General features: G+C 42.6%; 22 protein-coding genes and 3 pseudogenes. All 25 read left to right on the top strand.

What is annotated here, in order from left to right; genetic code table 11:
* The first annotated feature begins 80 nt into the window (after positions 1–80).
* Positions 81–578, top strand: a complete 498-nt coding sequence (locus EDD74_RS13810; protein WP_330410039.1) for a response regulator transcription factor — start codon at positions 81–83, stop codon at positions 576–578.
* Positions 579–637: 59 nt separating this feature from the next.
* Complete coding sequence (locus EDD74_RS13805) at positions 638–1,612, top strand: sensor histidine kinase (protein WP_116442500.1); 975 nt, start codon at positions 638–640, stop codon at positions 1,610–1,612.
* Between the two features lie 222 nt (positions 1,613–1,834).
* Positions 1,835–2,500 carry an ABC transporter ATP-binding protein gene (locus tag EDD74_RS13795; protein WP_116442501.1) on the top strand — a complete coding sequence of 222 codons (666 nt, stop codon included), beginning with the start codon at positions 1,835–1,837 and terminating at the stop codon, positions 2,498–2,500.
* A 12-nt stretch (positions 2,501–2,512) separates the two neighbouring features.
* On the top strand, positions 2,513–5,182 hold the full coding sequence (locus EDD74_RS13790) for an ABC transporter permease (protein ID WP_116441956.1): 2,670 nt from the start codon (positions 2,513–2,515) through the stop codon (positions 5,180–5,182).
* Between the two features lie 52 nt (positions 5,183–5,234).
* Positions 5,235–5,369, top strand: a pseudogene (locus EDD74_RS13785) (ABC transporter ATP-binding protein); the annotation flags it as partial.
* 325 nt (positions 5,370–5,694) lie between these two features.
* The gene (locus tag EDD74_RS15160; protein WP_161276450.1) at positions 5,695–5,832 is read left to right on the top strand and encodes a hypothetical protein; all 138 of its coding nucleotides are present in this window, start codon (positions 5,695–5,697) and stop codon (positions 5,830–5,832) included.
* A 4-nt stretch (positions 5,833–5,836) separates the two neighbouring features.
* Positions 5,837–6,952 carry a DUF6017 domain-containing protein gene (locus tag EDD74_RS13780; RefSeq protein ID WP_116441957.1) on the top strand — a complete coding sequence of 372 codons (1,116 nt, stop codon included), beginning with the start codon at positions 5,837–5,839 and terminating at the stop codon, positions 6,950–6,952.
* Positions 6,953–6,985: 33 nt separating this feature from the next.
* Positions 6,986–7,162, top strand: a pseudogene (locus tag EDD74_RS15665) (helix-turn-helix transcriptional regulator); the annotation flags it as partial.
* Positions 7,159–7,701 carry a hypothetical protein gene (locus tag EDD74_RS13770; protein ID WP_116441958.1) on the top strand — a complete coding sequence of 181 codons (543 nt, stop codon included), beginning with the start codon at positions 7,159–7,161 and terminating at the stop codon, positions 7,699–7,701. The pseudogene EDD74_RS15665 and the gene EDD74_RS13770, both read left to right, overlap by 4 nt.
* A gap of 33 nt (positions 7,702–7,734) precedes the next feature.
* On the top strand, positions 7,735–8,661 hold the full coding sequence (locus tag EDD74_RS13765) for a ParM/StbA family protein (protein ID WP_116441959.1): 927 nt from the start codon (positions 7,735–7,737) through the stop codon (positions 8,659–8,661).
* 16 nt (positions 8,662–8,677) lie between these two features.
* On the top strand, positions 8,678–9,094 hold the full coding sequence (locus EDD74_RS13760) for a hypothetical protein (RefSeq protein ID WP_101870315.1): 417 nt from the start codon (positions 8,678–8,680) through the stop codon (positions 9,092–9,094).
* Positions 9,095–9,107: 13 nt separating this feature from the next.
* Positions 9,108–9,260, top strand: coding sequence for a hypothetical protein (locus EDD74_RS15155; RefSeq protein WP_155512673.1), 153 nt, complete (start codon positions 9,108–9,110; stop codon positions 9,258–9,260).
* Between the two features lie 130 nt (positions 9,261–9,390).
* Positions 9,391–14,829, top strand: a complete 5,439-nt coding sequence (locus EDD74_RS13755) for a SpaA isopeptide-forming pilin-related protein (protein WP_165851596.1) — start codon at positions 9,391–9,393, stop codon at positions 14,827–14,829.
* A 76-nt stretch (positions 14,830–14,905) separates the two neighbouring features.
* On the top strand, positions 14,906–15,214 hold the full coding sequence (locus EDD74_RS13750; RefSeq protein WP_116441961.1) for a hypothetical protein: 309 nt from the start codon (positions 14,906–14,908) through the stop codon (positions 15,212–15,214).
* Positions 15,211–16,335, top strand: a complete 1,125-nt coding sequence (locus EDD74_RS13745) for a radical SAM protein (protein WP_116441962.1) — start codon at positions 15,211–15,213, stop codon at positions 16,333–16,335. Before EDD74_RS13750 ends, EDD74_RS13745 begins: the two co-directional genes overlap by 4 nt.
* The gene (locus tag EDD74_RS13740; RefSeq protein ID WP_165851597.1) at positions 16,316–17,377 is read left to right on the top strand and encodes a DUF3991 domain-containing protein; all 1,062 of its coding nucleotides are present in this window, start codon (positions 16,316–16,318) and stop codon (positions 17,375–17,377) included. The genes EDD74_RS13745 and EDD74_RS13740 overlap by 20 nt, the downstream gene beginning before the upstream one ends.
* A 12-nt stretch (positions 17,378–17,389) precedes the next feature.
* Positions 17,390–17,638 (top strand): hypothetical protein, encoded by a 249-nt coding sequence (locus EDD74_RS13735; protein WP_116441964.1) that lies wholly within the window; start codon positions 17,390–17,392, stop codon positions 17,636–17,638.
* Positions 17,628–18,545 carry a DUF5688 family protein gene (locus tag EDD74_RS13730; protein WP_116441965.1) on the top strand — a complete coding sequence of 306 codons (918 nt, stop codon included), beginning with the start codon at positions 17,628–17,630 and terminating at the stop codon, positions 18,543–18,545. The genes EDD74_RS13735 and EDD74_RS13730 overlap by 11 nt, the downstream gene beginning before the upstream one ends.
* Before the next feature lie 230 nt (positions 18,546–18,775).
* Positions 18,776–20,299, top strand: coding sequence for a DNA (cytosine-5-)-methyltransferase (gene dcm, locus EDD74_RS13725; protein ID WP_116441966.1), 1,524 nt, complete (start codon positions 18,776–18,778; stop codon positions 20,297–20,299).
* A gap of 512 nt (positions 20,300–20,811) precedes the next feature.
* Positions 20,812–21,135 carry a plasmid mobilization protein gene (locus tag EDD74_RS13720; protein WP_242990165.1) on the top strand — a complete coding sequence of 108 codons (324 nt, stop codon included), beginning with the start codon at positions 20,812–20,814 and terminating at the stop codon, positions 21,133–21,135.
* Between the two features lie 3 nt (positions 21,136–21,138).
* Positions 21,139–22,554, top strand: a complete 1,416-nt coding sequence (locus EDD74_RS13715; RefSeq protein ID WP_116441968.1) for a relaxase/mobilization nuclease domain-containing protein — start codon at positions 21,139–21,141, stop codon at positions 22,552–22,554.
* Entirely contained in the window at positions 22,555–23,508 is a 954-nt protein-coding gene (locus tag EDD74_RS13710; protein ID WP_116441969.1) for a hypothetical protein, read from the top strand.
* Positions 23,509–23,928 carry a hypothetical protein gene (locus EDD74_RS13705; protein WP_116441970.1) on the top strand — a complete coding sequence of 140 codons (420 nt, stop codon included), beginning with the start codon at positions 23,509–23,511 and terminating at the stop codon, positions 23,926–23,928. It begins immediately after the preceding gene.
* 10 nt (positions 23,929–23,938) lie between these two features.
* Positions 23,939–25,102 (top strand): PcfB family protein, encoded by a 1,164-nt coding sequence (locus tag EDD74_RS13700; protein WP_116441971.1) that lies wholly within the window; start codon positions 23,939–23,941, stop codon positions 25,100–25,102.
* A 42-nt stretch (positions 25,103–25,144) separates the two neighbouring features.
* A pseudogene (locus EDD74_RS13695) lies at positions 25,145–26,488 on the top strand (VirD4-like conjugal transfer protein, CD1115 family); the annotation flags it as partial.
* Positions 26,489–26,577 lie beyond the last annotated feature (89 nt).

Below are 26,577 nucleotides of genomic sequence, written 5' to 3'. Positions count from 1 at the left end.
AAATATCCATGATTCTTGTTCATTCATCTGAGATAGAAACTTTAAAAAACCTTTATTTTAAAGGAAAAAAGACTTGATTTATTAGGGAGGTAAAAGAGCGCTGTCCGGAGACTGCGGTGATTTTTCTGACCGCAAATGATATGGAAAGCGATATGCTAAAAGGCTATGAACTGGGAGCCGATGATTATGTGACAAAGCCATTTCCCATGAGTGTGTTTCAGAAGAAACTGGCTGCATTGCTGAGTCGAATTGCAAAGCAGTCTGAAGAAGATAAATATAATGATGGAACATTCGCTATTGATTTTAAAGAAATGACGGCTTCACTGGAGGGAAAAGCGTTGGTGTTTACCCCGCTGGAATATCGTCTGCTTAAAATCTTTACGAAGAATCCACAAAATGTATTAACCCGGCAAATGTTATTGGAAAGGCTGTGGGATATTGATGAGCACTTTGTGGATGAACATGCACTGACGGTAGCGGTCAGCAGAGTGAGGAACAAGATTGAGACCAACGGACAGCAGTATATCAAGACCGTTTATGGTATGGGATATATGTGGGTAGGAGGTGTGCAGAAGTGAGACATAAAAATCATCTTTCCATCAATCATATCTGTCTCTTCTTAGGAGTGGTGTTATTGATGGCAACCATCGGGATCAGCATTGCTGTATTATGGATCACCGGAAATGTAGTTGCCACCTTGTGTGTGCTGGGCTTTGGTGTGTTTGCGTTTGGATGCGGAGTGCTTTTTGTAAGGATTGTCCGGAAAAAACTGGTCTTATTTTCCGACCAGCTTTGTGAACTGTTGGACGGGATGATGTCCGGAAAAGAGGAATTGCCGGAAGAGAAACAGCAGAAGGAAGGGCTGTTCTATAAAATTCATTACAGGTTGAAGCGACTGTATGAAGTTATGCAGGAGAACCGGAATCATATCGCAAAAGAAAGGGAAGATTTGCAGGAGTTGATTTCCGATATTTCCCATCAGGTCAAGACACCTATTGCAAACCTGAAAATGATCAACAATACGCTGTTGGAGCAAGAAGTTCCGGCACAGAAACAACAGGAATTTTTGACAGCGCAGAGCAGCCAGCTGGATAAGTTAGATTTTCTGATGCAAGCGATGATCAAAACGTCCCGATTGGAAACAGGCGTGATTTCTTTGGAACAAAAAGAACAGTCAATTTATGAAACACTGGCGGCAGCGCTGGGTGGGATTTTCTTAAATGCAGAGAAAAAGAAGATTGATGTGCAGGTAGACTGCCCGGAGGGACTGCTGGTTTCCCATGACCGGAAGTGGACTACGGAAGCATTGTTTAATATTCTGGATAATGCAGTGAAGTACACACCAAGGGGTGGAAATATCCGGGTATCGGTGGAATGCTGGGAAATGTATGTAAAGATCGACATTACAGATAATGGGATTGGAATTTCCGAAGAACATCAGGGAACGATCTTCAAACGGTTTTACCGGGAGGACACGGTACATGATGCAGAAGGAATTGGGATCGGACTGTATCTTGCTCGTGAGATTATCTCACTTCAGGGAGGGTACATTGTGGTGTCCTCCGAGCCGGGAAAAGGCTCTACATTTTCCGTGCGTCTCCTGAGAAAATAGGAAAATCACCGGAAGTGCCAAAAAGCACATTCCGGGATTGTAAGCAGTCGTCAAGGTCTCGGGCAAGCCCGGACTTTGGCTCGTTGCCTATACAAAAAGTTGAAATGTCACAGGATTGTGACATTTCAGCCCCAAAAACACCGAAAATTCTTTGTTTTCGTGACATTTCTGTGAGGTTTGGTTGTTATGATAGGGGTAACAAAAAGAAAGGACGGTGTTCATATGAATATCTTAGAAACGACTGAACTGAAAAAATATTATGGGGCAGAGCCGAATATTACAAAAGCATTGGATGGAGTGAATCTTTCCGTAGAAAAAGGAGAGTTTGTAGCCATTGTTGGAACTTCCGGCAGTGGTAAGTCTACGTTATTAAATATGATCGGTGGTCTGGACGTTCCGACTTCCGGGAAAGTCTTTGTGGATGGGACGGAGTTATCAAAACTCAATGAGGAACAGTTGACCATTTTCCGTAGAAGAAAAATCGGATTTGTTTTCCAGAACTACAATCTGGTTCCGGTTTTGAACGTGTATGAGAATATTGCCCTTCCGGTAGAACTGGACGGAGGAAAGGTAGACAAAAATTTTTTAGAGGAAGTCGTGGGATTTTTAGGACTGAAAGAGAAGTTAAACAGTATGCCGAATAATTTATCCGGTGGTCAGCAGCAGAGAGTCGCCATTGCCCGTGCGCTCATTGCCCGTCCCACCATTGTGCTGGCGGATGAGCCCACCGGAAACCTGGACAGCAAGACCAGCATGGACGTGTTAGGTCTGATGAAAACAAGCAGCTACAAATTTAAACAGACCCTTGTAATGATTACTCATAATGACGAGATTGCTCAGCTTGCTGATCGGATTATCCATATCGAAGACGGAAAGATCGTACAGTAAGGGGGCGGGACTATGAGTGATGTTCTATTTGGAAACAACAATAAAGCAGTAATCAAAAAGGTGGCAAACCGCAGCTTCCACAGCAATAAAAAACGGAATATCCTTGCAGTCATCGCCATAGCCCTGACTACGTTTCTTCTGACCGCAGTGCTGACCATTGGGTTCGGTGCAAAAAATACGATGCAGTATAGTCAGGCGAGATTATTAGGTAGTCAGGCGGATGCTTTGGTGCAGGGAATGACAAAAGAACAGGCAGAGCAGTTAAAAGAAAACGCTATGTTTGAAAAAGCAGGAATCCAGATTGGAATTGCATTTTTAGAAAATACAAAGCAGCTTAATGTGGAACTGGACTATGCAGATGAGACATTGATGGAAGTCTGTTTTATGACACCGAGTATCGGAACCATACCAAAGGCTGAGAATGAGGTACTGGTATCTGCAAATGTGCTGGAAGATCTGGGGATTCCGAAAAAGGCAGGGGAGACGATTCCCGTTGATTTAAAAGTAGATGGAGAAATCGAACATTTTGATATGAAAGTATCCGGTATCTATGAACCGGTAAAAAATGATGTGGGATATGTTATGGTGTCCCAGGCATTTTTAGAAGAACAGGAAGAAATGGTTTCAGCTCTTCGGAAAGACAGAGAAAATAGAAACTATTATAATGCCCATGTGATTTTGAAAGATCCCAGTATGGTGGAAGAACGGATTGGAGAGTTCATCCGTAGTATCGGAGGAAATCCGGATGATCGAGAAGCAGAAAACTATGTAAGGATTGCACCGACACCATCTGCTACACAGAGTGATGGAAATTTAGTGGTATGGCTGGCAGCGGGCGTATTTGGAATTCTGTTTATGTTCTGTGGTTATCTTCTGATTTACAACGTATTTGATATGGGTGTGACAAATGATGTGAGACAATACGGACTGCTCCGAACGATAGGAATGACACCGAAGCAGGTGAAAGGTTTAGTGCGAAAACAGGCAATGTACTTGTTCCTGATTGGTACACCGATCGGAGTGCTTTTGGGAATCTTACTTGGAAAAGGAATGCTTCCGGCAGTACTTCAGATGTTTGTCGCAGAACTGGGAGAAAAGAATGTGGTGGTCGGTTCTCTTCCCTATCTGCCAATTATTATTGGTTCCGTGCTATTTTCTGCGCTGACCGTATGGATCAGTACAAGGAAATCAGCAAAGAAGGCATCCCGTGTCTCTCCGATTGAGGCTGTCCGGTATGTAGAACAGAGCATAGGAAAGATCAAGGAACGCAAGCACGTGAAAGGGGCGTTACTTCCGCGTATGGCGAAAGCCAACGTGCAGAGAAATAAGGGACGGATGGTATTGGTCATTGTTTCTTTGATGCTGAGTATTATTCTGTTAAATTCTGTGTTTATCTTTGCAGGAAGTTTTGATGAAGAGGTATATGTGGAACGCCAGATGCGAAGTGATTTTGCAGTCTATACAGCAGAGGCAGGACTGATGCAGAAAGGGTTTACCGGACATAGTGCTGCATTGCCAGATAATGTGGCAGAAGCAGTTACACAGCGTCCAGGTGTTAAAAATGTGACGAAAATGTATCGGAATACCTTTGAGGACAGTCAGGTTTCTTGTGATTGGGGAATCAATTATGAAGTGGACGAAGAAGTGACAGAAATGACAGGATTTCCGGATAATATCAAAGAAGGAAAAAATAAAAAAGGAGAGTTTATAGTTGAAAGTCATGCGGCATTGACACCAGATGGAAGACCCCTTGGGAATGTATATGGCGTTTCCGATTCCCTGATTGATAAGCTAGATATTCGAGAAGGGGAAAAAGATAAATCAGTTTTAAAAGAAAAGCTTCAAAATGAAAATGGAATTATTTTAATTGCCGGATATAACGACAAGGGAGAATTTACTGAATATTCAGAGGCAGATTATGTAAAACAGCAGGTAGGAGATCAAATTCAGTTTTATGAAAATGGCGTTCCGACAGAAACATTTACGGTACTTGCAAAGGCGGCTACAACAGATATGGAAACTGGAAGTTTGCTCGGACCGGGAAGTAATATACAAGCGGAGATTGGTGGACCTGTCATGTATATGTCTGAGGAACACTTCAAAGAGCTATACGAAAAGCCATCCCTTTTCTGCGTTCTGTTTGATACGGAAAAAGAGCAACAACAGGAGATGGAAGATTATTTATCAGAGTACACAACCCAGAAAAATATGGATATTCTCTATCAGTCAACAGAGAAATTGGGAGCGAATATAGACATTTATAAGAATGCATTTCTTTTAATCGGCTGTCTGATCGGAGGAATCTTTGCATTGGTTGGTATCATCAATCTGATGAATCTGATTATGACGAGCATTGTGACAAGACGACATGAGTTTGCTTCTATGCAGAGTATTGGAATGACAACAAAGCAGCTTCGTAGAATGGTGATGACAGAAAGTCTTTCCTATGTGCTGCGGGCAGGTGTGATTGGAACTGTGGTTGCAGTGATTTTGGGAGTAGCAGTTGTGAAACCTTTAGTAGAGAGTGGTTTTCCGTTCTGGTTTATGACTTTTCATCTGACCATCCTTCCGGCAATTTTGTTATCCATTATTTATATTGTGTTGGCACTTATCATTCCGATGGTTTCTCTTCGATTCCTGAATCGACAGAGTATTGTGGAGCGATTGAGAACAGGAGAATAGCTTCCAGCAGCGATATAACAAATGAGAAATACGAAATGGGAGGTCTTTCGATATGGCAATACTTGAGACAAAAGATTTACGAAAGATATATGGCAGTGGTGAGAACGAAGTGCGTGCGCTGGATGGCGTATCGATTTCCATAGAAGAAGGTGAATTTGTTGCAGTAGTAGGTACATCAGGCAGCGGTGATTATGTTAAAATAAGACTAAGTTAGCAGATTCCTTATAAAATAAGGGCTCACGCCAATTTAGTCTTTTTTCTATTATACCATAAAAGGTAGAAAATTCATAGACCGGGAATGAATTTTTCATAGTAAAAATCAAATGGCAGGGGCTCTTAAAGATAGAAACCTATTGCTACTGGTCCTGTCAAAATTATATCCATTCTCACAGGCGGTCAAGTTTGTGAAAAACCATTCGGTTACAATATATTGAAAAAAATATGTTAAGGACTAGGTTAGTTAAAAGATTCTGTTAGCTGGCTTGGTCCTTTTTTCTTGGGAGGACGGAGCGATGATAAAAGTGATTATGATTGTTGTAACAGCTATTTTCCTTAGTTCCTGGTATGCGTGCCTAGTGGCAGGCAAAAGAGCAGATGAAGAAATAAGTGCTTTGTTTGAAAAAGAAAAGAAGCAGGGAAGTGAGGAATAAACGAATGAATGGAGGTATCTATAGCACTGGAAATGAAATTGTAGATGAAAATGCAAAACTGAACATATCTGGAAATATCATTCCGCAGGTGTGGTATCGGACAATCATCAGAGAAAGCGGAAAGCCAAATCTGACAGCGATTATTATACTGGCAGATATTGTGTATTGGTATAAGCCTACAGAAATTAGAGATGAAGGAACCGGACAGGTCATTGGGGTAAGAAAGAAATTTAAGTCAGACCTTCTTCAGAGAAGTTACCAGCAGATCAGCGAACAGTTTGGGATTTCCAAAAAAGAAGCGACAAATGCAGTGGTATTTTTAGAGAAGCTGGGTGTGGTAAAACGGGTATTTAGAACCATTTCCATGAATGGGATTGTTGTAAATAATGTTCTGTATCTGGAATTGATCGTAGACCGGTTAAAAGAATTGACTTATCCAGAAGAAACAGGAGCAGATCCGGTTTCTTTTGAAAAAGGCAAAGGGAAATCTAAAGCAGAGAAAATCAGTTCCCATACAGCCATAGAGGAAGAGATACATTTTGTAGAAGAGAGGGCTGTCCCTTTCCAAAGGGAGAGGGTATCACCATTCAAAGAGGGAGCATACCCCGACAGGGAAACAGAGCCCTGGATACCCAAAGAGGGACCTCAGACTGATAGCGGGCATACAAATACAGAGATTACTACAAAGACTACAGCAGAAAGTACCCAAAAGAATACAACAGAAATAGTGAATGGGTATAGAGATAATCCTATCTTATCCTATCAGGCAGCAGAAGAACAGTTCAAAGATCAGATTGATTATGATGCGATATGGATAGACAGACCTTTTGACAGAAAACTGCTCAATGAGATTGTAGGGCTTGCAGTAGATGTTTTGACGTCCAATGCAAAGACCATAAGGGTAAATCAGGAAGAACGACCTCTTGGCATTGTACAGGGAATGTATAAAAAGCTGGATAAGTTTACCGTAGAGTATGTGATAGACTCAATTAAGCAGTGTACAAGGAAAGCCAATAATATCCGGGCAGTGCTGCTTACCGCTTTATACAATGCCACATTGACAGCAAACAGCTATATATCCAATCTGTTTGCTTATCAGGAAGCTATCCCTCAGACGTAAGGAGCGTGATAGAAAGTAACAAAATTAAGAAAATTCAGGACAGCTCATGGATATACACAGATAGAACTTGCGGCTGTCTTGGGTATCAGTCTTCGGACGTATCAGAGGATTGAATACGGACAGCAAAAGCCCAATGTCTATGTAGTTGTCCGACTTCAGCGGTTATTTCAAAAAGATATTAGTGAGATTATGGAGGAATATACAGAATGAGGGAAGAAAGGTTTCGTATTCAGTGCCCCAAACATTTTCTGGTTGGAGATTCAGGGCGTTTTGAAAAATCTCCACAGGGTAAGGATTCGGATTTTGTAGTAGATTATGCTCCACCGGAAATGTTTGAAGCCGGGATTGTCTTACAGGAGATGGGGACGGAGGGAGATACCTATTGCACAATGTATGTCTATTTTGCACCAGAGGAACACCTTCCGGTTTATATGGACAGCATGAAATACGACCTACAAAAAGTATCCATTCGGAAAATTTTTGTTGATACCAAAGAATACCTCATAAAAGTAAATGAGAAGACAAAAAAGTTTTATGCGGGTGAGGACGGTTGTTGGGGTTCCTATACGGAACTTTACCGGAAAGAGAATGGGGAACGTCTGACTGATGCAGTGATTGTTTTTCTGTGTATGCCAGATGAAATGAAGTTTCAGGAAATGGAAGCTGTGATGGGGGAACTGTTTGAAAAACTTCCTGTGATAGACAAAGAAAAGAAAGAAACAGGTCAAGAACCAAAGAGAACAAGATAAAATACAAACTATAACTTTCAGGAGGATAAGAACGTGGAAACTAAAATAATTATTGGAATTGATCATGGAAACCGTAACATGAAAACTGCAAATACTGTATTTTCAGCAGCAATCCAGCCTTTACAGGCAAGGCCGGACAGCCTGGAACATATTCTGGAATACCAGAACCAGTTTTATTATGTGGGAGGGAAAGTACCGGAAAAGGAGTGTGTGGATAAGACAGAGAATGAAAATTATTATCTTCTTACCCTTGCAGCACTGGCGCAGGAAATGCGCTGCCGGGGACTGACAGACGCTTCCGTAAAAATGGGAGCTGCCCTTCCGCCCAGAAGATTTCAGCAGCAGAAAGAAAGTTTCAAGAAATATCTGTTAAAGACAAAGGAACTGCATTTCCGTTATGAAGGAGTACATTATCATGTGTCTTTGGAAAATGTGTTTGTTTTTATGCAGGGGCATGTGGTGATCCATACGCTTTTAGAAGCGGTTCCCGGTTATTGCCTTTTAGTAGATATTGGTGGAGGGACTACCGACCTGGTAGAGTTTGTTGACGGAATGCCGGACGGGAAGTATTCGATTTCGGATAAGGCAGCTTTGTACTGTATCGGAAAAGTCAATGAGGAAGCCATTGCCAAAACAGGGGCAGGGGTACCGGCATACATTACAGAAGCATTTATGAGGACAGGAAGCTATGACTGCCCGAAGCAGTATCAGGAGGTCATAAAAAACTGTTTGAAGTCCTACGCAGAGGAAATTTATGGTATCATACAGGCAAACCATTATAATCTGGACCTGACCAAAATGGTATTTATGGGTGGTGGTTCTTCCATTGTGGAGCATTTTGGAGCCAATGAGGGAAAAGATGTACAGTTTGTAACGGATATACATGCCAATGCAAGGGGCTGTGAAGAAGCGGTGAAAAGTATTATCCGGGCAAAACAGAGAAAAATGCGGACAGCATGATAGGAAGTGAAAACTTATGGATACGGAAAAAGTATATACAACTTCACTGCGACTGTATAAAAGCAGGCCGGTACATCATCAGGCTTACCGATATCTGAAGGAGTATAACAAAGATATTTTCAAGACAAAAGACGATTTCATAGCAGAAGCAATCGTTTATTTTGCCAAGTATCTACAGCAGGAAGAAGAAGTACAGCAGATGAAACTATTAAATACCCTTCTGGAAAACCAGAAAGAACAATTTTGTAAAATCGTAAAAGAAGCGGTTTCAAAGGCACAGGAAGAAGCCTTTGAGAAGCGGGGTGTGCTGGAAAAGGCCGTTCAGGGAGAACTTTCTGACGGTGGAACGATAGCAGAGAACAGGGAAAAGGAAGAAGCCTGTATGGAAAAAGATTTACGGTTTGCGGAATTTTATGGGGCATTTGAAGAATAAGGAGGAAAAAGATATGGCAGTAGGAAGAAGTGTATGGGAAGTTGTAAAAGGGATTTTCATTGCAGTGGGGAAACTGCTGTATCTGACAGGGAAACTGGTGATATGTTTGTTTCTGCTGGTTCTGCAGCTTGTTTTGGCAGTGTTCCATGCAGGAAGCAGGGAATAGAAAGGGGATTGACAGGTGCATTGGATACGGGACAGACCGTATACAAAAGATAGAAAAAAGAAGATAGAAAATGGAAAGCAGGCTTGTGTGGCCTGCTTTTTTTGACGAAAAAATGAAAAGGAGCAAAGCTATGATGAAAGGAAAAAAGAAAAGGCTGCTGGCTGGGACGCTGGCACTTCTTCTTAGTTGTTCTACGTTACTCAATACAGGGATCACCGCACTGGCTTCTGAACAGTCTGAGGAACATGCACAGATACAGGAAGTAAAACAGGAGGAGGCTGCTTCAGAAACATTACCGGAGTTGGAAGAGGTAAAGGAGCAACTAACAGAAGAAGAACTGGTGTATGCAGAGGACCTTACCATAAAAGCAGGAGAGTCCTTTGACTTGGAAACAGATTACAGGGGTTTTCAGAAAAATGATGAAAAAGTAAAGGTAACGTTTCTGAAAGCAGAAGGGGACTCCGGCAATTCTTTTGATTTCAATACCCCAGGTTCTTACCAGGCATTTTATCGTGTTGATCCGTTAAGCGGAAACCCTTCCTATCAGATTATGAGAAGAATTGTGGTAGAAGCAAGGGAAAACAGTACACAGGAACCCCAGGGAGAAGTAAGCCAGCATACCGAAGATGGCTCCGGTGAGGACGGTGAGGCGGACCCTGACCCGGAGATACCGGAGGTACTGACGGAAGAATCGGAAATGCCAGATGCAGGGGCAGAGTTGATTGATCTGACACCAAAAGAGGATAAGGGAATGTTCTTATCGGTTGTTCCGGCAGCAATGGAGCAGCAAAAAGGAAGCAATGTACATCTGGTACAGGGAGAGAAAATCCCATACCCTTCTAACGTGGGGAACTATTCTACTTCCTATTTCACCGTAAATGGCCATGTGGCATATTGTCTGGAGTCTATGAAGGCTTCCCCGCCGACCTCGGATTATGTAGCCAATGAATTTGAAAGCAACCCGGAATTACAGAAAGTCCTTTATTATGGATATGGCGGTCCCGGGGACATTACTGGGGAGTATATGCCCTCTTTTGACTGGAAGACAAAGTATATTTTTACGCATTTAGCTGCCGCTTATTCTTATTGTGGCATGGACGGTTTTTATGGCTGTACCTTTGAAGATATTAAGGCAAGCGGTGTGTGGGGATATATCCAGCATATTTACAGCCTGGAAGCACCTCCGACAGCAGCAATCACATTGTCCCCAAAGGAAGCAAAGGCTTATGAAAGTGGAAAGGAACAGCGTACCGGAGAATTTACTTTAAAAGGTGACCATAGAAACTATATTACTTTAAAAATGCCAGAGCATGTGACTTATCACAGTGGAAGTACAAAACAGACAGGAACCGTAAAGATCAATGGGAATACCACATTCTATTTCAGTGCTCCCAAAACTGTAACTGGTACATGGAACAGTGGTAAGCTGAAAGGACAAATGGGAACTCAGTGGAAGACCTTAGTATTGTCTACGGGTTCTGGTTCTCAGGATATTGGGTATGGGGCATTTTTTGAAGAAGAAAGTGCTTCTGTGGAATTTACGGTGAAGTGGCTGGACCTGGCAAGGGTAAAGGTAACAAAAAAAGATAAGAACAGTAAAGTAAATCTGTCCGGCGCTGTTTTTGGTATTTATTCAGACAGTGCATGTAAAAACCTTCTTGTACAGATGCCGGCCACAGACAGCAACGGTACTTCTGAGGTGGAAATTCCGAAAACCCAGGATACGGTATATTTAAAAGAAATTTCTGTTCCAGAAGGATATAAGCTGAATACAGAGTCTTTTAACGTGAAGCTGGAAACAGGAAAAACAACTTCTGTTGCAGTGACGAATGAGGAACAGAAAGGAAAAATCACAATCCGTAAAAAAGGTGAGGTTCTGACCGGAGTAACCGGAGAAGAGGGAAACCTGACTTTTGTATATGGAAATGCGGACTTTGCAGGGGCAGAATATAACATTTATGCGGCAGAGGATATTTACAGCCAGGATAAAGTGACGAAGGTGCATAAAGCAGGGGATCTGGTAGAAAGTCTGACAACAGGGGAAGATGGAAGCGCTGTTTCCAAAGAATTGTATCTTGGAAAATATAAGGTTGTAGAACAGAAAGCACCGGAAAATCTGGTGATTGGGAAAACAGAACAGGAACGTACCCAGTTTGTAACCTTGTCCTATGCAGGACAGAATGTAGAGCTATCCCAGGGGGAAACCGTTTTTACCAATGCAAGACCGGAGATTTCCGTAAATGTAGTGAAAAAATCGAAACATGATGATGTTACCCTGGAAGGTGCGACGTTTGGCTTGTATGTAGAAGAAGACCTGACGGCAGCAGACGGAAAGGTCCTTGTAGAAAAAGGAAGCCTGGTGGAACGTGCTGTTTCCGACAGGGAAGGAATGGCTGTGTTCCATGCAGATATTCCTTTGAATTTCCATTACAGCGTGAGGGAAATCCAGGCACCAGATAAGTATTATATGACAGATGAGGTGTATCGTTTCTTCTATGGATATAAAGACGACAGCACCTACGCATATACTTTTTCCCATGATTTTAAAAATGAGGAAGTACGGGGAGAAGTTCATGTAAGTAAGATTGACCAGGATTCCCAGGGATTTATTTCTCAGGGTGACGCAACCTTAGTAGGGGCAAAATATGGGTTATATGCTACGGAAGATATTGAACACCCAAATAAGAAAGATGGGATTGTCCATAAAAAAGGGGAACTTGTAGCGCAGGGTACGATTTCCAGTGAAGGAACCGTAGATTTCAAAAACCTGTATCTTGGAAATTATTTCGTAAAAGAAATAGAGCCGGCAGAAGGGTATCTGTTAGATGAAACAGAGTATCCCGTAGAGGTTTCGTATGAGGGACAGGAAGTACAGATTGTACACCGGGAGGTGACTGTAAAGGAAACTGTAAAGAAACAGGCCTTTCAGCTTATCAAGATCTCAGAAGACGGGGAGCAGACAGAAACAGAACTGGTAGAAGGAGCTGGATTTAAGGTATTCCTCATCAGTGAGCTGTCTGGTGTAAAAGACGGAAGTTTGAAGCCGGGAAATGGTTCTTATTATACCCCGGAAGATTTTATCACCTATGATTACAGCAAAGACGAAACCGCTTCTTATTGGGAGAATGGTAAAAAGATTACGGTACCAGAGCTGTTTACGGATAAGAAAGGATATTTAAAGAGTCCAGAACTTCCTTATGGAACCTATGTGGTGTTTGAGTCTACGGTTCCGGAAAATTTAAAAGGGATTCGTCCATTTATTGTACAGATTTCGGAAGACAGCCGGGAACCCCAGGTATGGCGTGTGTTTGATGACCGTCCTTTGCAGTATTACTTCAAGATTGTGAAAAAAGATGCCCAGACGCAGAAGCCGGTGCTGGATAACAGTGCAGCTTATAAGATTTATGATGTGGAAGCAGAAAAATATGTGGAAATGATCGTAAGATATCCAAAAAAAGAAGTGGTATCTGTGTTCAGGACCAACGAAGAGGGATACCTGATTACACCGGAGCAGTTAAAATGTGGCACTTACCGGATTGAAGAAGTGGAAGCACCGGAAAATTATGTACAGGTAGGATTTGAAAATGCCCTCTTAAAAGACGGGAAGGAAGTTCCGCTGAATGAAGTTGCAGACGGAGGAACATACCAGGAGGCAAAGAAAGCGCCGATCACTATTACCGTAGATTCTGATACCGTACACCAGGTAGAGGAGGAAACCGGTAAATTTATTGTTGTCATTGAACAGTATAATGATGAAGCAGTAGGAAGCCTTACAATCCATAAAAAAGGAGAAAAACTTTCTGGTGCTTCTAAAGTAGAAGAAAAGTTCCTGACAAAGATGAAAAACGGTGTAGCAGGTTTCGTAAATCAGGTAAGCAGTTTCTTCACTGGGGAAGAGGTCATGGAAAAAGAGAAAGGTTATGAATTTGACTATGAAGAGGGAAATATGGAAGGTGCAGAATTTGCCATTCATGCAAAGGAAACCATTTATACCCCGGACGGACAGAAAGACGAAGCAGGAAACCGCATTGTAAAATATGAAAAAGATGCCCTGGTAGCCCGTATGGTGACAGATAAAGAAGGAAAGGCAGTCCTGAATAATCTTCCTATCGGAAAATACTATGTAGTGGAAGAAAAAGCAGGTCAGAACTGCGTGCTTGACCCGGAAGCAAAAGAATTTGAAATTGCATATAAGGGACAGGAAGTAGCAGTGGATTATGTAACAATGGAACTTACCAATCAGCGACAGAAAGTTTCCCTTAGTCTTCTGAAGAAAGACGCAGAAACCGGAAAACCGCTGGAAGGAGTGGTATTCGGGCTGTATGCGCAGGAGGATATCAAGAATGCTGCCGGGGAAGTAGTTGTAGAAAAAGATGCCTTGATTGAACTGGGAACAACAGATGAAGAGGGCAAGCTGGTATTTCAGGCAGATCTTCCTCATGGAAAATACTATATTCAGGAAGTAGAGCATAAGCCGGGATACCTGCCAAATGATGAGGTGTATTCCTTTGATGCGTCTTATACAGACCAGACCCTTGAACTGCTCGCTTTTTCAGAAGAAATTTCTAATCAGCCTACCATTACGGAGTTTACGAAAGTAGATTTAACCGGTGGACAGGAAATTGAAGGGGCCAAAATGCAGATCCTGGATCAGGAAGGAAAAGTGGTAGAAGAGTGGGTGTCAAAAAAAGAAGCTCATGTAGTCTACGCACTGGCACCAGGGGAATATATACTGCATGAAGAGCAGGCGCCTACGGAACAGGGATATGTCCGGGCAGAAGATGTGAAATTTGTTGTGGAAGAAACAGGGGACGTACAAAAAGTGAAAATGGAGGACGACCATACAAAGGTTTCTATCTCTAAAACAGATATTACAGATGGTAAGGAGATTGAAGGGGCGAAGCTGCAGATCCTGGATCAGGACGGGGAAGTGGTAGAGTCCTGGACCACAGGAGAAGAACACCTGATTGAGTATCTTCCGGTAGGCACTTATACCCTGCACGAAGAGGCGGCAGTTGACGGATATATTGTGGCCAATGACGTGGAGTTTACAGTAGAAGAAACGGGAGAAATTCAGAAAGTGAAGATGGAAGATGAGCGTGCTATGGGACAACTGGTTATTGTAAAGACTGATACAGACAGTAAAGCAGCTTTAGAGGGAGTAGAATTTGTTCTGCTGGAAAAGGAAACCGGAAAAGAAGTAGGACGTTTGAAGACTGGAAAAGATGGAAAAGCAGTTTCAGAACTACTTCCAATTGGAACTTATGAAAATGGTGTTTTCAAAGAACCGATCACCTATGTGCTGAAAGAAACTGCCACCTTAAAGGGATATGAGAAGACGGAAGAAGAGTGGGAAATCGTATTTACCTATCAGAATGATAAAACACCAGTCATTGAAGTGGTAAAAGAGATCCAGAATAAAAAAATACCAGAAACACCAGGTACCGTAAAACCAGGACCAAAAACGGGTGATGATACAAACTGGTTCCTGCCTTTGCTGGCTCTTGGTGTAAGTGCAGGTATGGTAGCAGGCCTACTTTATTACAGAAAAAGACATAAAAAGGCATAGAAAATAAAAATCAGTTTTTAAACTTGGGAAAGGGCGGCTGCGGCTGTCCTTTCTTTGGCAATATGAGGTGAGAAGCATGGAAGAGAAAAAAAGAATACGGTTTATTGACAGCCATTATCATACCCTGTTCAGCATAGCAGACGGGGACTCCATAGAGATTGTATATCCAGATGGAAAAAGGGAAGAACGGGTTTGTACCTATATTGATGAATACCACACACAGGTAGGGGCAAGGGTGTTCCATATTTGTGAATTTGCAGAAATCATGGAAGCAAATGGAAAATCATATTGCCCGGCAGAATGCAAGGAAAAGGAAGAAAGAAAAGAGGCAGTCAAAGGGGAGAAGAAAACCGGAACTACCCGTATGGAAAGGAGCAGGCGTTGAGGATAGGGATTATAGATGCAGATCTTTTATACCGGAAAAGACACCGGTTTCCTAACTTGGCATGTATGAAACTTTCCGCTTATTGGAAGGAGCAGGGATTTGAAACAGAGCTTCTTTTGGATTATAGCCAGGCAGGGGAATATGACCGGCTCTATGTATCAAAAGTGTTTACGGATACCTTTGTGCCGGAACATATTTTGACGAGGGAAACAACCGTTTATGGAGGGACTGGATTTTTTTACGATAAAGCACCGGTACTTCCAGAAGCGATTGAACACCATACACCGGACTATCATTTGTATGACCAGATGGTAAAAGAACATAGCGAAGGAGAGAAAAAGAAGAAAGAGTTCCAATTTTATACGGAGTATTCCATTGGTTTCCTCACCAGGGGGTGTTTTCGGAAGTGCAGTTTCTGTGTAAACAAAAACAGCACCGGTGCAGCACCAGCAAGCCCATTGGAAGAATTTTATGACCCGTCCAGAAAGAAGTTATGCTTTTTGGACGATAACTTTTTTGCCTGTGCAGGGTGGGAAAAAATCTTTTCCAGTGTCCTGGAAACAGGCAGGCGGTTTCAATTCCGGCAGGGGCTGGATCTGAGGATTATGCAGAAAAGGCAGATGGAACTTCTGGCATCTGGAAAATTGGATAACGGTATGATTTTTGCCTTTGACCATATCAAAGATCAGGAACTTATTGTAAGAAAATTGGAACTTTTGCGGGAAGTGATCCCAGTTTCTTACCAGAAAGTTAAGCTGTATGTACTGTGCGGCTATGACTGGGAAGGAACCTGGAAAGCAGATTTTTGGGCAAAGGATATTCGGGACGTTTTCATACGGATTGAGATTTTGATGCGGTATAAGTGTCTGGCTTATTTGATGCGCTATGCCGCATGGGAACGGGCACCGGAGATTTATAAGGGAATGTATATCAACCTAAGTCGTTGGTGCAATCAGCCCGCCCAGTATTCAAAAAAGAGCCTGCGGGAATTTTGTATCGGGCAGGGGGAGCATAGTTCCTCCTTTCGTTACCTGACTGCTTTTGAAACTCTGCACCCGGAAATGGCACATTATCTGGATATGAAATATGAAGAGGTGCAGTATGGGAAAATTTACGGCTGAAGAAATTCAGATTGCAAAGGCAGTGGATTTAGTGGATTTGGCGGAGCAGATAGGGATTCCATTGAAAAGGAAAGGCAGGTTCTATCAGGCAGTGGGTATGGACTCTGTGATGATCTTCAACCGGTCTTCCTGGTGCCGGTTTAGCCAGGGGGTAGGTGGCAGCACTATTGACTTTCTGGAATATTTCAGAAACATGGATTTTGTGGAGGCAGTCAAATATCTGCTGGAGTTTGCCGGATATATCCGTACTGGAACCATGCAAAAATTTCAAACGGAAAGACAGATTGGAAAGATAGAAGAAACAAAACAGAAAAAAGACATACCGAAAGAACCTTTTGTACTTCCCTCAAAATCAGAAACCAGCCGCCGGTTATATGGCTATCTGATAAAACAGCGGAAGTTATCAAAGCAGATGATTGATTTTTGGGTAAAAAAGGGGATTTTGTATGAGAGCGGAACGTATCATAACCTGGTTTTTGTGGGAAAAGATCCAGAAGGTATCCCACGTTTTGCCAGCCAGAGGGGAACCCTGGATAAATATGGAAAGCCCTTTAAAGGAGATGTTACGGGGAATGACAAAACTTATGGGGTTAATCTGGTAGACCAAAACAGTGATACGATCTATGTATATGAGGCGGCGATTGATGCCATGTCCGATATGGAACTGCGTGGAGATTATCAGAACAATATCCTGGTACTTGGAATGCTTTCCGATGGTCCTTTGGAAAAGTTCTTAAAAGATTATCCTCATATCAGGAAGATACAGTTCTGTTTGGATAATGACCTGCGGGGAAGACAAGCGGCAAAAAAATTGGCAAGAAAATATACCCTTATGGAGTATGAGGTTTTTGTACGTCTTCCACCTATGGGAAAAGATTATAATGCTTTTTTGCAGTATAAAAAGGAAAACCAGGAGCTTTCCAGCCTGGTAGAAAAGGATAGGCCGCTTCTTACCGAAACAAAAGGGACAAACATACAAAAGATAGAAAAAACGGTAGGACACAGGAACATAGTACCATACCAGATAGCACAGGCAAGATAGGAGGGTATTCTTTTGGAAAATAGCTATGATGAGGAATGTTTCAAAAAATGGGAGATTGACGAATGCGAAGCGGAGATGGAAAAAGTAGTGCAGTGGATAGGAAAGAGGAAACTGCATGGACGTGTACGGGTTGCGTTTATCGAAGAGAGCTATGAGCGGCAGGGATACCGCATGGGGATACCCAAGCAGGTGTATGTGTCCAGAGTGCTGGCAAATATCAGAAAAAGAGATGTTAGGAAGGGTGGAAAACATGGATTTTGATATGTTTTATGAAGAGTTGAAAAAGCAGATTTTGGAATTTGTCACAGAGGAAGTAAAGGGAACCATAGATTTTCGTATGGTATATAAAAATGGACAACAGAATCATGGCATTGTATTTCGTCCAGAAGGAAGTAATGTAGGAATTACCACTTATGCAGAAGATTTCTATCGTATGTACAAAGAGGGAATAAGCTTTCCCTCCATTATAGAAAGCTATGCAGGGACACTTCATGAGGCAAAAGACGAAATACCGTTTACAAAAAATATCCAGATATTGGAAGCAAAAAAAGAAAATATTATACCTGCTTTTATTCCAAAAGAAAGCCTGGAGTTTAGACCGAAGCTGGCGCATGTTCCGTTTGAAAATCTGGAGATTATCTTCCAATGGAATGTCCCTGGTACGGAGTATAGTGTAAAATTGCCGGAAGAATATTTCAACTACCATCAAATAGAACCGAAACAATTTTTAGCGGAACTTATTGATGATCCTTCTTTTAAAAATCAAACGGAAGTATTTTCAATTAGTAGACTTTTTGAACCTGGGGATATAGAGATACCGAAGGAACAGGAGATGTATTGTGTTACAAACCAAAATAAAAACTGGGGAGCTGCTTCTATTCTGAATAAGGATATCATGGATGAAGTTGCGGATTTTTTTGGTGGGAAAACCTATATCCTTCCTTCTAGTATCCATGAGTGTTTGGCAGTAGATACACATGTGTATACGGTTGAAGAACTTAAAACAATGGTTCGGGATATAAACAGTAAACCAGATTTGGTAGGGGCAGATTTTTTATCAAATGAGGTATATGTTTATGATAGTTATACAAGAGAACTAAAATTGGCAGGAGAACAAAGAACAAAGGAAATACAAAATCCTGAAAAGCAGGAGCCTATTAAGAGATAAGAAAACAGAAGAATGTGAAGGAGGTGATGCAGACCAACAGAATTTTTGACAGAAGGGTAAACTCTGGATACGGGAAGGGGTGATTCTATGATTGTAAGGTAATGCCAGATGGATATTTCGTTTGTAGCTGTGGATTTCTCATGAAGACTATAAAAAAATTTAGGAGACAGGAGGAAATAAGTGAGTAATCCTAGGTAAAATGTGTAGCTACACCTCATGAAACATGAGGAATGAAATATAGTTTGGTGAATTTTTGTGAGTTTGATAAATATGCGGCAAAGAGTTATTGTGCGATTCATGGTACAAGTGAAACATTGAATCTGGGAGATATTACAAAAGTGGACGAAAAGGAGATTGAACCGTTTAACATGATCTGCGGCGGAAGCCCCTGTCAGGATTTTTCCCTGGCAGGTAAGCAGGCAGGGGCGGTTTGGAAATGCCGAAGCTGCGGGCATGAGTATAACCCTCTGCAGGTACATTATTCTAAAAGGGACACCTGCAGCATGTGTGGTTCCCATGATATTGATAAAACACGTTCTTCCCTTCTGGTGGAGTGGCTCCGTATGATACGGGGAGTAAAACCAGTATGGGGGATTTATGAAAATGTGAAAAATATTGTAGGAAAAAAGTTCCGGGATACCACATTCCGGTTGTTTGAAGAAGAACTGCATGAATACGGATATCATACCTATTGGAGTGTTCTTAATGCAAAGTATTATGGAATACCCCAGAACAGGGAAAGGGTATATCTGATTTTGATACAGAAGGAAATGGATAATGGGAAATTCCAGTTTCCGGAACCTTTGGAGTCCTTCCAGTGTCTTATGGATATTCTGGAGGATACGGTAGAGGAAAAATATTATCTGTCCCAGGAAAAAGTACACCGTTTGATTGAAGATATGGAAGAGAGAAAAGCCCTCTTGTTTGAGCCAGATGAAAAAAGCCTGAAGGTTTTTCGGGAGAACCGGGTGAAGCGGGCCGGAAATATCAAAGGGGTGTTTGAACAGACTGGACGGGTTTATCTGCCAGATGGCTGCTGTCCTACAGTAACTGCTTGCGGAGGTGGAGGCCAACAGCCAAAAATCTTACAGGTAGGGGATATTCATACCGGTTATGGTTCAAGTGGAACCATTTATTCCCCACTGGGAAGCTGCGGTACTGTTCTGGCAGGGCATGACCAGCCAAAGATTGTAGAGAAGTACCCTGGGGCAATCCGGGGCAGGTACAATCCGGAAGGCAGGATTGTGCAGACCTTGGAACTGGGAGAGAAAGAGGTCTGCCATACCCTTACTTCTGTACAGAAAGATAATATCATTCTGGTACGTCAAAAGACACAGAAAGGTTATGAGGAATGTTTGGAAAATGGTGTTGCAAATCTCAGTTATCCGTCTGTAGAAAAACGGGGAAGGGTACAGGAGCATGGGGAAGTCTGCCCTACGCTTACCACATCAAACGATATATATCGTTTGGAGTCTTTGATCCGTATCCGGAGGCTGACACCTTTAGAGTGCTTCCGCCTTATGGGATTTTCTGATACGGATTTTTGGAAAGCAAAAGAAGCGGGCATAAGCAACAGCCAGCTTTACAAACAGGCAGGAAATTCCATTGTTGTTGATGTACTGTACTATATTTTTCTGGAACTATACAAAGCCATGCCATATCTGTTTGAAGATATTCGGCTTTCTTCCTTTTTCAGTGGGATTGGAGCTTTTGAAAAGGCATTGGAGCGTTTGGAAGAACAGGTAAACCAATAATTTCATAAGAGAAACCCAAAGCGGCAAATGGTCCATCAGGAGTCTTCCCATACTTGTTGTAAAGAGAAAAATTGCAAAAGAAGGAGCAGCCTGCATGTAGTCTGTGGAAAAGCGTTGATAGCAGAATGGAAGAACTGCTGTCACATCAGATACAGAAGGCTGGCAGATTTGCTAACAGAACTGGGGTTTTGTTAGCAGAAACAGAAGCAGGAAATGGAAAAACCGATAGCAGATGTTTGAAACTGCTATCGGTTTTTCCCTATATGGGACGCAGGACTGCTATCAGTATCTGCGTTTTGCTATCTATATTATCCGGGGTATTAGGGGGTATCCCCCTAACAAGATGGGATTTTGTACGGTAAAATCCGTATCTTGCAGAGGACTGGCATAGCCAGTCCGGACGCCGGGAAGTTATGCGGTGACCGATAGCAGGTCTTAGGAGCTGACAGCAGATAGCGTTGGAGTAGAAATCGGCAGGTGAAATATGTGATAAAGATAAGGAATGGGGGAGCATGAAAAAAGAAACAATGAAATGCAGAAAAGAAATCCGGCTGTATTCATGGGAGCTGGAAGAGTTACAAAAGCAGGCAGAAAAGATGGGGCTTTCTGATTCCCAGTATCTTCGTATGCTGATTACCAACCGTCCCAGGGATTACCCGGAAATCCGCAAGGAACTGGAACGCATGAACCAGGAAATCAACCGGATTGGTGTAAACATCAACCAGATTACCCATAACAATAACAGCGCCCTTTATTCCAGGGAAGATAAACACCGTCTGTATGTATTTTTGAAGCAGATAAAAACACTGGTAAGCCAGGTGCAGGAAAGGCTGTAGGTTATGGCAATTACAAAGTGCCTGCACATGAAACAGGCGAAAATGGGTTATCCGGCAAAACATCTGGCAAACGGTCTTCGCTATATTATGAACCCGGAGAAAACAGAAGATGGCCGCTATGTCTGTGGGCATAACTGTATTCCTGAACAGGCATTATCCCAGATGGTAGATACCAAACGTCATTTTGGAAAGCTGGATAAAAGGCAGGGCTACCATTTCATTCTTTCGTTTGAGGAAGAAGAGGTTTCGGAAGAGGAAGCCTTCCAAGTGGTAGGGGAGTTTGTGACAGAATTTCTTGGTAAGGATTTTGAAGCGGTTTATGCAGTCCATAATGATACGGACCATATTCATGGGCACATTATTTTTAATTCGGTACGTTGTACTACGGGATATAAATACGATTATAGAAATGGGGACTGGGAAAACATCATTCAGCCTTTGACCAACCGGATATGCAAAGAGCATGGTTTCTCAACCCTTGATCTGGAAGAGGTGAAGGAGAAACGCAAACAAAAAGGACAGGAAGAAAATATTCTTTCTGAGCGGGACAGGCGGATAAAAAAAGATGTGGACCAGGCATTACAGGACGCAGGTTCTTATGAGGAATTTCTGGAAAATCTTTCCAGCATGGGATATGAGGTGCGGGGAAAAAAGCGCCTTTCAGTGCGGGAGCCCGGAGCAGGGAGGGCAAGGCGACTGGACCGTCTAGGGGAAGATTATACAGAGGAAAGTCTTCGGCAGCGTTTTGGACGCCTTCCAATCCCGGAAATGACCGGAGAGGAGATACCGGCAGAATGGACGTATGTGTTTATTCCATACCGGGAGCGGCATCTGACCAGGTACCAGAAGGAACGTTTTCTTCGCAGGTACCGGCAGGGGAAACCAATGGCGGACTCTAAAACCTGGAAATACAGGGCGGCAATCCAGGAATTGAAAAAATTGCAGGAGGAATTTGATTTTCTGGCGGCTTATCGCATACAGGATAAGGCGCAGTTGAAAGCCATTTCAGATGCGGCAAAGGAACAGCTTTGGGAAAACAGCAGGGCAAGAAAGCAGTTACAAAAAGAAATGGTTCCTTATGAGGAAATGCTTCTGCTTCTCAATAAGCTGCAGGAAAAACAGATGGAAGCAGAACTTTATCAGGAAGGGTATCAGGAATTTTTTCAAGACCACCAGACATACCAAAACCTTCTTGGGCAGTTAAAAGAAATGGGATATTCCTTGTCTGAGGCAGAACAGACAGACGCTTATTTCTTTGAGAAAGAGGAGCGTTTGCGGATTGAACGGAAAAAAATCTTAAAAGAAAAAAGGATTGCAGAGCGTCTGCATGAAAAAGCAGAAGAAAAAGAAAAGTTGGAAGCACAGCAGAAGGAAAAGAATAGGAAACCGTCTGCGAGGGGCAGAGGAAAAGGAGGGTAAATGACAGTAGAAGGACAACGGTATCTGGAAGAATGCCGGAAAGTTTTAAAAGAAGAACAGATGGACGCAGTTTCTATGGGGCTGGATTTTGGTCTTCCTGTTTCGGATATCCAGAAGGTCGTTAAGAGCAACCAGGAAGCCCCAGTGATGAAAGCAATCATCATAGGGCTTATGGAAGGGATTGGGGAAATCGACTTTTTATGTGAAGGAAATTATAACCAGTTCCAGGTACGGGAAATCGTAGAGGGCTTAAAAAACGGGCTGGATCTGGAAGAGGTGAAAACCTATGCCGGAAATGAACTGCCGGCCAGCCGTATGCGGACCATGCGGATACAACTGGAAGAGTCAAAGGCAAAAAAAGAAGTTCCGAAAGATGAAGAAATGCGTTCTTATATGAAAAATCTTATGGGGATCATGGAACAATCCATTCAGCAGTTTCGGGAAAGCAATGACCGTTTTACAGCCTTGTCTTCTCTGGTAAAGGAGCATGTTGTTGAAGAGAAAAACCAGGAGATTAAAGACCTGTATGAGAACCTGCAATATAAAGATAAAAACATACAGGAATTAAAAGAAAAGCTGGCAAAGAAAGAGCAGGAAATTCAGGATCTGAAAAAAGAAGCAGAAAAATACAGGGAAAAAACAGAAGCTGCTTCCAGGGAAACAAAAGTGGTATTGGAAGAAAAAAGCATACAAACAGCGGAAGGGCTACAAAAAAGTAAGCACCGGCTGCTTGGGATTGCCATGCTTGGGAAAAAAGTACCCAAAAGTGTTGTGGAGAAAATTCTGGAATATAACCTGTCCGCAGAACAGTTGGAAGAAATCCGCCAGTGCGTAGAAAGTGGGCTGGCAGATGCAGAAATTCTTCAGGTGATGGAGAACAGCCCTTCACCAGAGAGAATGAAAAAAATGCGGGAAATTATCCTTTTGATGCGGAAACGGAAGGCGGGTGTGTAAATGGCAGAACTTGAACATGTGGTAAAAACATTTTCCCTTTTGGAAACTGCCGAAAAGGAACAGCCCTTTCTTACCAGGGAGCAGAAACAGGATTTGTACCGTATTGCTTTTCATAAGGAGTCTATGGAAGAGGTAGAAAAAATTATTTTGCAGTTACAGGCGCCTCATGCAGGAAAGGAAGAAAAAGAGCGTATTCTTTATCATTACCTTGAACCGTTTTTTCAGGTTCCGGAAAATATTTTGCAGATTGAGAATTATATTTTTCAGCTTCAGTATATGACCTATGAAAAGGAAAAAGCAAACCACATGCTGGAGACTCTCTTAAAACAGGAAAATATCCAGTATGACCTGGAAGCCATGCTTACAGAAGGAAAAATAAAGGCGGCTGTTCCAGTAAAAAAGGACAGGGCAATGGGATAGGAGGGAGAGCATGAGTGAAATACAAGATGCGGCGCAGATCATTAAAGTTTCCTTTGAAGGCGCAGAAATCATTCTGAAAATGGGAAATACAGGCTGGCAGTTTGTAAAAGATATTTGTGCGGTATTTAAAAAAGTTCTGGATCAGGAAAAACTGTCAGGGAAAACTTCTGTACAAAAGCTCCTGAAAATGGGAGGCGATTTACAGGTTTTCCGTTTTGAAACAAAAGACCTGGAGCGGGTAAAAGCCCTGGCAAATAAGTATGGGATTTTATATTCCATTTTGCCGGATTTAAATGAGAAGGACGGTATGAGTGAAATTTTGTTCCATTCCCAGGCAGCGCCCCGTATTCAGTCCATGATGGCAAAAATTGAACATTCCAATATTGGGACGTTAGATGAATACTATGAAAATGCAGAGCCGGATAAGGTAGAGCAGTTGGTAGAAGAAGTAAAAAAGCCTGCCCTGCCGGAGCCGAAGGAGTGTGAACTGGTTGCGCGGGAGCTGGCGAAAAACCAGGTGGAGAAGATCAGTGATGTCCGTTCCCGTCTGAATATGACCTGGCTTCAGATCTGGCCGATTATCTGCTACATGGAAGAACAGGGGATTTTGGAGAAAGGGAAGGAAGGTACGGTGACACTGACCAGGACACCAGAACAGGTTGAAGAATTGGTAGATTCCCAGCAGTGGAAACAGTTGTTTGGGGAAGAGGAAGCCAAAAGACGCAGCACTGGAAGCAGCCAGGAAACAGAAGAAAAGATGCAGGTCATTCGGCGTATCCAAAAGGAGAAACGGAACAATCCAGGTGTGAATGCCATTACCATAGACCAGAAGCTGGTATATGAAGAAACAGAGCATCATATCAAAACCAGGATTCCGTACCGTAAGAATGAATTTATCTGGCTGGATAAATCGGAAATTAGCTGGATTAATGACCATAAGACGATTTTTGCAGGATTGGAAAAGAAGAAGGAGTATGCAATTTTAGACCTGGAGGACCGTTTTCTTAGAAAAACTTCGGGGGAAGATTTATATAGGGAAAGCTATGACCCGGTACACAGGGAACGTGCCAGACAGGAGCAGGAAAAGATACGCAGAAGAAGGGAGCAGAATTACAGGAAGGCACAACAGAACCTGGAAGCAGGGAGAAGAACCATACAGGGGCAAAGGAGGTAGAGAACCGGAGCAATTCAGAAAAAGAAGAAACAGTCCTGGGGCATGTATCTTATTGGTGGCATAGCTTCCGGCTATGGAGGTTATCTCTTGAACGTGTGTTATCAGCCCGGAAAGGATATCAATTATTTTTTAAACCGTCTGGATCAGGTGATGGCAGCCCCGTTTGCCAATTATTGGAACGAAACTTCCTTAAAAGCAATCATTCTGGGGATTTTTGTATATGTGATCGGTATGGTCATGTATGTAACCAGCCGGAAAAACTATATGCCGGGACAGGAATTTGGTACCGCTGTTTTTGCAGATCCGAAAAAGGTGGCAAAGCAGTTTGCGGATAAAGATGAACACAATAATCTGATCTTATCCCAGAATGTCAGGCTGTCCATGAATACCAGAAAGACCAGGAGAAACCTAAATGTCCTGGTAATCGGAGGAAGCGGCGCTGGAAAAACCTTGTTCATGGTGAAACCCAATCTCCTTCAGTTAAGCAGGGCTTCCCAGATCATTACAGATCCCAAAGGGGAGATTTTAAGATGCTGCGGAGGTATGCTGAAAGCGCATGGATACCGGATACGGGTGCTGAACCTGGTGGAAATGGAGCAGTCTAACGGATATAACCCATTCCGCTATATCCGCTCTGAAACAGATATTGTAAAACTGGTTACTAACCTGATCAATAATACCACTCCGAAAAACGCACAGCCCAGTGATCCATTCTGGGAGAAAGCCGAGTCTTTGTACTTGCAGGCCATTTTTCTTTATGTGTGGCAGGAGTGTGAAATGGAGAAAAGGAATTTCCGTATGGTTTTGCAGCTCTTGAATGAGGCAGAAGTCCATGCAGACGGTTCCCCTTCTGATTTAGACCGGCGTTTCCGCAGACTGGAGAGAAAAAAGGGAAGCAACCACCCTGCTTTAATCCAGTATAATAAAGTGGTACGGGGTGCCGGAGATACGGTAAGGAGTATCATCATTTCCGCAAATGCAAGGCTGGGATTGTTACAGAACCCACAAATTTTGCGGATTCTGGATCATGATGAAATGGAGATTGAGGAGATTGGGATTGGTGTTGACGGGGACAGAAACCGGAAGACTGCACTTTTTTGTGTAACGCCGGATTCGGATAAGAGTTATGCCTTTTTAATTGGTATGCTTTATTCCCAGATTTTCCAGGAATTGTATTACCAGGCAGACTTCCATTATAATGGAAAACTTCCCATTAACGTGAATTTCATGCTGGACGAATTTGCCAACGTGCCATTGCCAGATGACTACTGCAGCCTCCTTAGTACCATGCGTTCCAGGAATATTTCATGTACCATTTTTATCCAAAACCTTGCCCAGATCAAGGCTTTGTTTGAGAAAACCTGGGAAACCATACCGGGTAATTGTGTGCGCCCGGAAGTCGCCAGCGCAATATAAATTGGCGACGTGGTACTTACAGGATACCGCCTTTAGCAAGCGGTAGGTAAAAGTATCAG

Origin of the sequence: Faecalimonas umbilicata (assembly GCF_004346095.1) — a bacterium.
Taxonomy (GTDB): Bacteria; Bacillota; Clostridia; order Lachnospirales; family Lachnospiraceae; genus Faecalimonas; species Faecalimonas umbilicata.
Note: the sequence above shows the minus strand (reverse complement) of the source record. Positions and strands in the feature narration are given on the sequence as shown.

What these genes read in the sequence shown, in the direction of transcription:
- EDD74_RS13805 (WP_116442500.1), top strand. Translation starts at nt 638, where the DNA reads ATGGCAACCATCGGGATCAGCATTGCTGTATTATGGATCACCGGAAAT.
- EDD74_RS13740 (WP_165851597.1), top strand. Translation starts at nt 16,316, where the DNA reads ATGGGAAAATTTACGGCTGAAGAAATTCAGATTGCAAAGGCAGTGGAT.
- EDD74_RS13705 (WP_116441970.1), top strand. Translation starts at nt 23,509, where the DNA reads ATGGCAGAACTTGAACATGTGGTAAAAACATTTTCCCTTTTGGAAACT.
- EDD74_RS15160 (WP_161276450.1), top strand. Translation starts at nt 5,695, where the DNA reads ATGATAAAAGTGATTATGATTGTTGTAACAGCTATTTTCCTTAGTTCC.
- EDD74_RS13710 (WP_116441969.1), top strand. Translation starts at nt 22,555, where the DNA reads ATGACAGTAGAAGGACAACGGTATCTGGAAGAATGCCGGAAAGTTTTA.
- EDD74_RS13755 (WP_165851596.1), top strand. Translation starts at nt 9,391, where the DNA reads ATGATGAAAGGAAAAAAGAAAAGGCTGCTGGCTGGGACGCTGGCACTT.
- EDD74_RS13750 (WP_116441961.1), top strand. Translation starts at nt 14,906, where the DNA reads ATGGAAGAGAAAAAAAGAATACGGTTTATTGACAGCCATTATCATACC.
- EDD74_RS13770 (WP_116441958.1), top strand. Translation starts at nt 7,159, where the DNA reads ATGAGGGAAGAAAGGTTTCGTATTCAGTGCCCCAAACATTTTCTGGTT.
- EDD74_RS13780 (WP_116441957.1), top strand. Translation starts at nt 5,837, where the DNA reads ATGAATGGAGGTATCTATAGCACTGGAAATGAAATTGTAGATGAAAAT.
- EDD74_RS13700 (WP_116441971.1), top strand. Translation starts at nt 23,939, where the DNA reads ATGAGTGAAATACAAGATGCGGCGCAGATCATTAAAGTTTCCTTTGAA.
- EDD74_RS13795 (WP_116442501.1), top strand. Translation starts at nt 1,835, where the DNA reads ATGAATATCTTAGAAACGACTGAACTGAAAAAATATTATGGGGCAGAG.
- EDD74_RS13730 (WP_116441965.1), top strand. Translation starts at nt 17,628, where the DNA reads ATGGATTTTGATATGTTTTATGAAGAGTTGAAAAAGCAGATTTTGGAA.
- EDD74_RS13720 (WP_242990165.1), top strand. Translation starts at nt 20,812, where the DNA reads ATGAAAAAAGAAACAATGAAATGCAGAAAAGAAATCCGGCTGTATTCA.
- EDD74_RS13715 (WP_116441968.1), top strand. Translation starts at nt 21,139, where the DNA reads ATGGCAATTACAAAGTGCCTGCACATGAAACAGGCGAAAATGGGTTAT.
- EDD74_RS13790 (WP_116441956.1), top strand. Translation starts at nt 2,513, where the DNA reads ATGAGTGATGTTCTATTTGGAAACAACAATAAAGCAGTAATCAAAAAG.
- dcm (WP_116441966.1), top strand. Translation starts at nt 18,776, where the DNA reads ATGAAATATAGTTTGGTGAATTTTTGTGAGTTTGATAAATATGCGGCA.
- EDD74_RS15155 (WP_155512673.1), top strand. Translation starts at nt 9,108, where the DNA reads ATGGCAGTAGGAAGAAGTGTATGGGAAGTTGTAAAAGGGATTTTCATT.
- EDD74_RS13760 (WP_101870315.1), top strand. Translation starts at nt 8,678, where the DNA reads ATGGATACGGAAAAAGTATATACAACTTCACTGCGACTGTATAAAAGC.